A 6,163-nucleotide genomic window follows, 5' to 3' on the forward strand; every position below is an offset into this window, starting at 1 on the left:
GTGCTGGCCGTACTACTCCTTTCCCGTGCTGCTCGGCGGGGGCGGGCTGGACTCCGTCCACCAGGCGCTCTACGGCCGTGCGGCGGAGCGGTTCTGTCTGGTGGCCGTGGGGGCGGTGGCTCTCGGGGCGCGGTGGCGGCGCGATCGCCGTGATCCCCTGGCGCTCCTCTTCGGGCTGGGCGCGGTCGTCGTCGCCGTGGGATGGGTGAGCGGCCACTACGTGTGGGGGAGGGCGCTGCCTGCCGTGCTGATCCCGGCTCAGCTCGCGCTCGCCGTCGAGACGGCCGAGATTCTTGAGGGTCGTGGGGCCGGCGGTGAGCGGCTGAGGCGCGGGCTGCCGGTGGTGGCGGTGGCGGCTCTGCTGGCCGGGGCGTGGGCGCAGGCGGGGGTGCTGTCGTACGTGCTGCGGAGGGAGGCGGTGCCGCCCGGGCTGCGCGAGGCGCCCGTCATCGCGCTGTGGCCGCGCTTCGGCTGGGCTGCGGCGCATGTGCCCAAAGGGGCGACGGTGATGACGAACGACTACTACGCGCAGCGGACGCTCCCCGCGTACGGCCCGTACACCGTGGCCCCGGCCTATCCCGACCTCTTCCTCCCCGACGAGAAGCGGCGCCACGACGCCACGCGGCGCTACTTCGCCCCGGCCACCTCCCGGGCCGAGCGGCTCGGCATCCTCAAGGAGTACGGCGTGCGGTGGGTGTTGCAGAAGAACGGGGCGACGGGCCTGCCGCCCGGCGACCCCGCGCTCAGGAAGGCGGCCCAGGGGCCGGGCGGGCGCGTGCTGCTGGAGGTTGTCGGGCCGGAGGTCGTCGGACGATGAGGGCGACGGAGACCGCGCCGGTGGCCGTGCCGTCCTTCGGTGACGCCGCCTCCGCGTGGCTGCGCGGCCGGGCTCCCCGGCCCGCGCTGGTCTCGGCGGTGCTGGTGTTCACCCTGAGCTCGGTGCGGGCGTACGGCAAGGCGCGTTCCGGCATCGACAACGCGGTGGTGGTGCGGGCGGCGCGGGCGCTGCTGAACGGCGGATCGCCGTACGCGGACAAGCGTTTCCTGTATCCGCCGGGGGCGGTGTTCGCGGCGCTGCCGCAGATGCTCTTCTCCGAGCGGGTGCTGTTCTACGCCGTGCCGGTGGTGACCGGGGCGCTGGTCGCGGTGGGAGGGGTGCTGGCGCTGCGGGTCTTCGGGGTCCGGGCGGACAGCCGGCTGGCGGTGGCGCTGGCGGTGGGGACAGCGCTGTTCCTGCCCTTCCAGAGCCTGGTGTTCCTGGGCAACTGGACCGCGGCGTCGGTGGTCGCCTTCCCGGCGGCCCTCCTGCTGGCGCGGGACGGGCGGTGGTGCGCGGCGGGCGCGGTGGTCGGGGCGGCCGTCGCGCTGAAGCCGATGCTGGTACCGCTGTTTCTGCTGTTCCTTCTGGCGCGTCAGTGGCGGGCGCTGGCCTGCGCGCTGGGGCTGCCCGCCGTGATCTCGCTCCTGGGGGCGGCCGCGTTGCCGAGGCCCGGGCTGTTCTTCACCCGGACGCTGCCGTTCCTGTTGCACGGCCAGGACGCGTACGCCCGCCCGTACGACGCCTCGTGGCCGGCCGTGCTGCCCCGGCTGGGGGTGCCGCACCCGCTGGCGTTCGCGCTGGCGGCCGTGGCCGGGACGGCGGTGCTGTACTTCGCGTGGCTGCGGTGGCGGTGCGGGGGAGACCCGGCGCTGCGGCTGGTGGAGTGCGCGGCGCTGCTGATGCTGGCCGCGTTCGTGGTCTCGCGCCCGGCGTTCCTCAACTACGCGCTGGTCGTGGTCCCCTCGCTGGCGGTGTCGCTGGTGGTACGGGAGGCGACCGCGCGGTCGGTGTGGTTCTGGGTGCCTCTGGTGCCGCAGTTGGGCGGGGTGCCGTGGCCGGGGGTGGACAGTGCGCAGCGGCACGTGTTCCGGGACGTGGTGATGTTCGGCGGGCTGGCGGTGGTGCTGGGGCTGACGGCGTGGCGAGGAAGGGGGCGGGGCGAAGGGGTTGTCACGGAGAGTAGTTATGGTTACTCTCTGTATTCGGAGGTTGGGGCCCGGCCCGACCCGGAAGCGAGGTGAACCATGTCCGCTCGAACCCTGCCCGCTCCCACGTCCTCCACCACCCCGGAGGTCAGCGTAGTGGTGATCGTCCACAACGACGCCGGGCGGCTGCCGCGCGCCGTGCGATCGGTCCTCGGGCAGTCGCTGCGCCGCCTCGAAGCGATCGTCGTCGACGACTGCTCGACGGACGGCACTCCCCGCGTCGCCCGGGAACTGGCCGCGGGCGACCCGCGCGTGCGCCTGCTGCGGCTCCCGGTCAACAGCGGCGGCTGCGGCGCCCCGCGCAACGCCGGCCTCGCCGCCGCCCGCGCCCCCTATGTGATGTTTCTCGACAGCGACGACGAACTCCCCCGCCACTCCTGCAAATCGTTGCTGCTGGCCGCGGAGGAGACCGGCGCCGACCTCGTCACCGGCGAGGTCACCCGGCTCTTCGAGGAGAGCGGCACCACCGCCCTGTGGTACCCCGAGCTCTTCGGGGACGCCCGCCTCGTGGCGGGCCTGCCCAGCGCCCCCGAGTACCTCCTCGACCACCTCTCCACCAACAAGCTCTACCGCGCCGACTTCCTCGCCCGGCACGGCCTGCGCTTCCCCGAGGACCTCCACTACGAGGACCAGCTCTTCAGCGCCCAGGCCCTCACCCTGGCCCGCTCCTTCGCCGTCGTCCCCTGGCCCGTCTACACCTGGCGGCTCGCCGACGACCCGGCCGTGGGCCCCTCCATCTCCTCCAGCCGCCACAAACTGCGGAACGTCGCCGACCGCATCGCCGTCGCCCGCCGCGTCGACGCCTTCCTGGAGGAGTCGGGCCACGCCGGCCTGCGGCCCGCGAAGGACGCCAAGTTCCTCCGGCACGACCTCCGCCTCCACCTCGGCGACCTGCCCTTCCGCGACCGGCCGTGGGCCGAGGAGTTCGCCGCGCTCGTCGCCCCCTACCTCGCCGGCATCGCGCCCGCCGCCTGGGAGACGGTGCCCCGCGAACAGCGCGTCTGCCAGTACCTGCTCCTCGCCGGCCGCCTCGCCGAGGCCGCCGAATGCGCGCGCACCCTGGACCGGCCCCTCATCGCCCCCCGCCACACCGTGCGCGACACCGCCGGGCGCCGGTACTGGGGACGGGAACTGCCCCAGGACGAACGGGCCGCCCGGGAGCTGGACATCACCGCATGGCGGCTGGACGACCAGCCCTTCACCACTGCCCCCCTGCGACACGAGGTGACGCGCGTCGAACCGGCCGGGAGCCGCCTGCGCCTCACCCTGCGCACCTACGACCCGGCACGGCTGCTGGCCGGGCCCGTGCCCGTCACGGCGGAGCTGCGCGTCGCCGCGACCGCCGAGCCCCTCGTCGTGCCCTTCCGCTACGAGGAGGGCGGGGAGGAGAGCGAGGAGGAGGGAGGCGAGGCGGCGGAGGCGCGCACCGCCCGGGCCGAGATCGATCTGCGCCGGATGCCCCTCGGGCCCACCGGGTTCCGGGGGCGACGCCACCCCCATGTGGTGCTCACCCGGCAGGGGCTGACCCGCACCGATCCACTGCTGGCCCCCGCCCCGGCGCCGTCGCTGCGGGCACGGATCGGCGGGCACCTGGTGCGGGCGGGGTGCGAGGGACACGGCGCCGGACGGTTCGAGCTCACCTGGGAGCGGACGGGCGCTCTCGGCCGGGCCGAGGCCCTCGCCCCCGGCCGGGCGGGCACGCTCCGCTCCGCCCGCCGGCTGATCCGCCGCGCGACCGGGCCCCGCGCCAAGGCCCTCGCCTATCACGAGCTGCGGAAACTGCCCATCGACGACCGGCTGGTCGTCTTCGAGGCCCTGGAAGGGCGCGGCTACGCCGACAGTCCCCGCTACATCCACGAGGAGCTCGTCCGGCGCGGACTCCCGCTCCGCGCGGTCTGGTCGTACTCCGGCGACCGGTCCTCTTTCCCGGAGGGCGTGGAGCTCGTCCGGCGCGGCAGCTGGGAGTACGCCCGCACGGTCGCCCGGGCGCGCTACTGGGTGGACTCGCACGGCTTCCCGGCGTCCTTCGCCAAACGGACGGGCACCCGCTATCTCCAGACCTGGCACGGCCAGGCGTTCAAACACATGGGGTTCGACATCCCCGAGCTACGGCTGGCGGGCCCCGAGCGGAGGAGGCGGCACCACGCCACGGTGGCCCGCTGGGACGCGCTGATCTCCCCCAGCGAGGAGTTCGAGCGGACGTTCGTACGGGCCAATGACTACGCGGGCCGGCTGCTGCGCACCGGGCTTCCGCGCAACGACGTGCTCGTCCGCTGGAACGAGCCGGAGCAGCGCGACCGCGCGGCCCGCACCCGGGAGCGGCTGCAGATCCCCGACGGCCGGAAGGTGCTGCTGTACGCCCCCACGTTCCGGGACGGCGAGCGCGGCAGCGGGGCGTCGATCCGGGCCGACCTGGCGAAGCTCGCCGACGCGGTCGGCGAGGAGTGGACCGTCGTGGTCCGCCCCCACTACTACGAGCGGTTCACCGTGCCCCGCGAGCTCGGGCACGCGGTGCGCGACGGACGGGAGTTCACCGATCTCAACGATCTCCAGCTCGCCTCGAACGCCCTGCTCACGGACTACTCGTCGGTGATGTTCGACTACGCCAACCTGGGCCGGCCCATCCTGCTCTACACCGACGACTACGAGGACTACCGCTCCGTCTCGCGCGGCGCCTACTACGACCTGCCGGACATCGCCCCCGGCCCGATGCTCGCCACCACGGAGGAACTGGCGGCGGCACTGCGCGATCTGGCGGGGGTGCGCGAGCGGTGGGCCGGGGCGTACGCCCGCTTCCAGGAGCGGTTCAACCCCCTGGAGACCGGGTGGTCGAGCAAGGCCGTGGTCGACATGTTCTTCGAGGGGAGCGCCCGGTGAACCGCCCCGCGAAGTGCCCCGCACGGCCCGGAGCGAGGGCCTCGGACGACGGCCGGAGGCGGCTGTTCCTGCTCGGCATCGACGTCGACTCGACGGGCGGCTCGCAGCGGGTGCTGCACACCCTCGCCCAGGGGTTCGCCGAGCGCGGCCACGTCGTCGAGCTCATCGGCATCCGGCCCAGCCCCCGGCCCCACCCGTACATCACCGACCCCGCCTACCGGCGGACCACGCTCTACCGGGAACCCGCCCCGCCCTCCTGGCGGGCGGACTCCCTCGCCGAGCGGCTGAGCCCGGCACGGCTGTGGTCGGCGCGGGCCGAACGCCGGGAACGGCAGCGGGCCCGGGAGCTGCTGGCACGGCGGTTCGCCGGGACGCCGGAGGACGGCACGGGGTATGTGATCGCCGGTTCGCCCTGGGCGGCGGCCTGGCTGGAGTCCGTGGCCCGGCCGGCCCGCGTACGGGCCATCGGCCAGTACCACGAGTCGTTCCACCAGGCACGGGCGTCCATCAACCTGGAGCTGATCCTGCGCCACTATCCGGCGCTGGAGAAGTCGTTGTTCCTCAGCGAGCCGGACGCGGCGGAGTTCCGCCGCAGACGGCTGCCGAACGCCGGAGTGATGCCCAACCCGCTGCCCTTCGCGCCTCTCGCCCCAGCTCCCCTGGACGGCCGGCGCGTCGGGGCGGTCGGGCGGCTGGAGCCGGTGAAACGGCTGGACCGGCTGCTCGACGCCTTCGCCACCGCCTCGGCCGGACACCCAGGCTGGGAGCTGCACTTCTTCGGCGACGGCCCCCAGGAGCCGGAGCTGAGGGCGCGGGCGGCCCAGCTCGGCGTCGGCGACAGGGTCCGCTTCCGGGGCACCGTCCGCGACATGGCCGCCGCCTACCGGGAGCTGTCCCTGGTGGCCCTCACCAGCGAGCGCGAAGGACGGCCGATGGCCCTCGCCGAGGCGTCCGCCGCCGGGGTGCCCTGCGTCAGCTTCGACCTGTCGGGCGGCGTCCGCGAGCTGGTCGTCCACGGGCGCACGGGCACGCTCGTGCCGCACGGGGACACGGCGGCGTTCGCGGCCGCGCTGGGGGAGCTGATGGGGGACGGCCCGATGCGTGAACGCTACGGGCGGGCCGCGCGCGAGCACGTCGCGCCACTGGCCCTCCCGGCGGTCCTGGACCGCTGGGAGGCGCTGTTCGAGGAGATCGACCGCTAGGGCAACCACCGGACCGGCCACGCAGGGTGCGGTGGGACATGTGGGGGAGGGGATGGGAC

At 74.5% G+C, this 6,163-nt stretch carries 3 protein-coding genes and 1 pseudogene; all 4 read left to right on the forward strand.

The window, feature by feature from the left end; genetic code table 11:
* Nucleotides 1-817: pseudogene (locus K6I33_RS30145) on the forward strand (hypothetical protein); the annotation flags it as partial.
* Nucleotides 814-2,061 (forward strand): glycosyltransferase family 87 protein, encoded by a 1,248-nt coding sequence (locus K6I33_RS30150; RefSeq protein ID WP_229357720.1) that lies wholly within the window; start codon nucleotides 814-816, stop codon nucleotides 2,059-2,061. The pseudogene K6I33_RS30145 and the gene K6I33_RS30150, both read left to right, overlap by 4 nt.
* A 3-nt stretch (nucleotides 2,062-2,064) precedes the next feature.
* Nucleotides 2,065-4,902 (forward strand): CDP-glycerol glycerophosphotransferase family protein, encoded by a 2,838-nt coding sequence (locus K6I33_RS30155; protein WP_229357721.1) that lies wholly within the window; start codon nucleotides 2,065-2,067, stop codon nucleotides 4,900-4,902.
* A complete protein-coding gene (locus K6I33_RS30160; RefSeq protein WP_229357722.1) occupies nucleotides 4,899-6,104 on the forward strand; it encodes a glycosyltransferase in 1,206 nt (401 codons plus the stop codon). Before K6I33_RS30155 ends, K6I33_RS30160 begins: the two co-directional genes overlap by 4 nt.
* The last annotated feature ends 59 nt before the right edge of the window (nucleotides 6,105-6,163 follow it).

Source organism: Streptomyces sp. UNOB3_S3 (genome assembly GCF_020740895.1).
Taxonomy (GTDB): domain Bacteria; phylum Actinomycetota; class Actinomycetes; order Streptomycetales; family Streptomycetaceae; genus Streptomyces.

What these genes read in the sequence shown, in the direction of transcription:
- K6I33_RS30150 (WP_229357720.1), top strand. Translation starts at nt 814, where the DNA reads ATGAGGGCGACGGAGACCGCGCCGGTGGCCGTGCCGTCCTTCGGTGAC.
- K6I33_RS30155 (WP_229357721.1), top strand. Translation starts at nt 2,065, where the DNA reads ATGTCCGCTCGAACCCTGCCCGCTCCCACGTCCTCCACCACCCCGGAG.